The sequence below is a fragment of the Butyrivibrio sp. genome (assembly GCF_024699075.1).
The window spans coordinates 1-3,130 of record NZ_JAILQF010000081.1 but is presented as its reverse complement, the minus strand read 5'-3'; the positions used below and the strand labels follow the sequence as shown (position 1 = coordinate 3,130).

Below are 3,130 nucleotides of genomic sequence, written 5' to 3'. Positions count from 1 at the left end.
CCATTTAAGAATGACACAGCTTCAAGGTTGTCTATATTAAGTTTTTTATTCATCGTATGAATCCTCCAACAAAAAGTAAGTATTTAAGATAACAAAAATAAACCTGTCATGCAGGCATAACTGTTTTTGCTTTTTACTTTTTGTTAGAAAATCAACGTCTCATCTTTCGCAACCTCTGCTGTAATAAAACTAAATAATAGTCTATCACAGCGCTTTGGGCTTTACAAGGTCCTTTCAAGACGAAATTAGTTTCTACAACCTATGGTTGTAAAATATCTCCAATAAATCGATTTACTGTTGAATGGATGAATGATATCTTTAGAACATCAGATCTGAACGAATAAAACGTTGTTTGGCTATAGACAACATATGGGAGAGGCCAATGAAAATAGCTAATGGAATGGACTTTGTTAATGATGAGAGGGTTGTTGGTAAATGGGGATTTGTCGGATATATTGAAGATCCAGAAGCAAAAACATTAGACAACTTACTACATGGGAATATTGGATATAAGGAAATATATTTTTTGCCAAACGGTGAACCATATTGGATTTTTGAAGGCTGGACCAAAGGATATTTAACCATATATCTAGGCGGAGATGCTCCAATATATACATACAAATACGTGATAAGGAGCATCGACTGCAAAGATTATCTCTTTTTTCATAAGGAAGATCACACAGAAGTGTTTATAAAAGAAAATGGCAAGGTATACAGTAAAGAAACCTTGGGGAAGCATGACAATATTGACCATCCTTTTGTTGAAGATGAAAGTGCACATGGGAAATGGAATTCTGTAGGGTATGTAGAGAATATTGAAGATTTCATCCCGAAGCCAGAGGATACTGAGTATTATCTGAAATCTATGGAATTTAAAGATGAAGGCTGTCTGGTTCAACAATACATGGATGAAGTTTGGAACGAAAAATGGACAAATGGTCTTGTTATTTCTTTACATAGAACAACAGCCGCACCATACATAATAAAAGAAATTAATGGTGAAAAATATATGTTTATGGAATGGAGAATGGGTAATTATATTTATGGAGGCTGTAAGCCAGATTACTACGTATTCAGAAAAGAGGAAGGAGCACTTCTATGACTATAGGTGAAAAAATAAGATTATTAAGACGTGACAAGAACATGTCTCAAAGTGAACTGGCAAAGGTTCTTGGAGTTACAAACCAGGCAATCAGTAAGTGGGAAAAAGATATCTCAAATCCGGATATATCTCTTTTACCGGATCTGGCTGCATGCTTCGGAGTGGCAATTGATGACCTCTTTGAATATTCAAAGGAAAAGCAGTATGAAAAGATTGAAAATACAATAGACCATGCAAACGAGATCAGCACTACTCAGTTTGTGAACATGGAAACCTTCTTGATGGAAGAAATACAAAAGAATCCGGAGAATTACAGACCAATTAATCTGATTGCAAATCTCTATGAGGCCTGGGCAGATTTCATGGAGAGGAAGTCTTTTGTATATGCAAAGAGAGCAATAGAGCTTCAGCCCAATTCCAAGCAGGATATGACGATTGTAGCCCATGCTCTTCACAGTAAGCTATATGACTGGGATGTATGTAACCATAAGCAGTCTATAGATTACTGGAAATCAATCATCAAGGCTGAGCCCAAGAACGTCAGGGCTTATCTGTATCTTTTAGATGATCTCATGGACGCCGGGCGCCTTCGTGAGGCAAAAGAGGTGCTGGAAGAAGCAAGGACTGTAAGTGAAGACACTCTCTATGAAGCCTACGAGATTCAGATTGAAGAGTGCGAGCATGGGTTTGATGCAGTGATAGACAAGTATAGGGCTTTGGCAAAAAAGTATCCAAAAGACTGGAGAATTCTGTTTAATGTAGCAAATCAATTCTCTCATTATGAGCACTATGAGGAGGCAATCACATACTGGCTTAAGGGGCATGATGCGATGGAAAAGCCGCGTTATACAGATTTTTATGAATCCACAGCTCAGTGCTATTTAAGGCTCGGTGACACGGAATCTGCCATCAAGTACTATAAGAAAAAGAAACAGCTTCTTAAGACCGAGTGGGGTGTAAAATATGGCAGAGAACTTGATGAGATTGATAAGACCATCGAGGAACTTAGCAAATAACATGAAGGAATATGTCGATGAATATAGGTAGATATGAGAATATCAATGTTGATGCCAAAATAAGAAATATTGTTGCGACAATACTGGGAGATGGACTTTTTGATGATATAACAAGAATTTGCGAGCGGTATAGTGAAGAAGAAGACGATTTTCGAGATTATGATGTTTACAAAATCAGGTCAGCAAACGGTATAAGGATCTTAAAAAAGGCATCTGAACGCGAAGTTACAAATTATACAAACTATCTGCAGGAACATGGTTTTAAGGTTCCTGCTTTCTATGGAAGCTATAAAGATGAAACGGATATATGGATTGTTATAGAAAGTATTGAGGGCGACGACCTTAGAGACATGACCAATGAGCTGGCAATAGCAGCTGCAGATAGCTTGTCAGAAATACAGAACACATTCTGGAACTGCTCTGATACAGAGCGCTTTGATGTTTATATTGAGCGGATTACAAGAAGATATTCATTTATAAAAGATGATCCGATTATTGGGATGGCGTATGCGCTTTTCTTGGAACGGCAAAAGACTTGCCCAAGAACACTGTCTAATGGTGATTTTATGGAGTTCAATGCAGTTACAGATAGAGGAATAGTCTACATAGTAGATTGGGGCTTTGGAGGCATAATGCCATATTCTCTGGATATAGCCAGGTTCATTGCACATGCAACTGAAGATAGAGCTACATTCCCATTTTACATGAATGATGAGCAGAAGAAGCTCTTTGTGGATGGCGTGTATGAGAGACTTCATGAGAAACCTGATTATGAACAGTATATCCGAGATATCAAATTAGCAGTACTCAATGAATACGTCGAATTTGTAGAGGCTGATGAAGATGAGGATCACTGGTACTACGAGCATGCCAAAGAGTTGGCGGAAGAACTTTTGGAACGTTGAATATTTATTCGCTTTTTCTAAAAAAATAGGGCATTTTTATGTTGGATACCAAAAGTGCATCGTCGATTATACCAGAAGCTAATATGGGGTACGTTTTTGAAAATGCA

3 protein-coding genes are annotated in these 3,130 nt (G+C 37.6%); all 3 read left to right on the top strand.

The annotated features are described in order from the left end of the window. The first annotated feature begins 382 nt into the window (after positions 1 to 382). Genes K6G87_RS03155 through K6G87_RS03145 form a run of 3 tightly spaced genes read left to right on the top strand, consistent with a single transcriptional unit; the run spans position 383 to position 3,023 of the window. Positions 383 to 1,102 (top strand): hypothetical protein, encoded by a 720-nt coding sequence (locus K6G87_RS03155; RefSeq protein WP_296833787.1) that lies wholly within the window; start codon positions 383 to 385, stop codon positions 1,100 to 1,102. Further along, on the top strand, positions 1,099 to 2,118 hold the full coding sequence (locus tag K6G87_RS03150) for a helix-turn-helix domain-containing protein (RefSeq protein ID WP_296833783.1): 1,020 nt from the start codon (positions 1,099 to 1,101) through the stop codon (positions 2,116 to 2,118). Before K6G87_RS03155 ends, K6G87_RS03150 begins: the two co-directional genes overlap by 4 nt. 17 nt (positions 2,119 to 2,135) lie before the next feature. Further along, the gene (locus tag K6G87_RS03145) at positions 2,136 to 3,023 is read left to right on the top strand and encodes a phosphotransferase (RefSeq protein ID WP_296833780.1); all 888 of its coding nucleotides are present in this window, start codon (positions 2,136 to 2,138) and stop codon (positions 3,021 to 3,023) included. Positions 3,024 to 3,130: the final 107 nt, after the last annotated feature.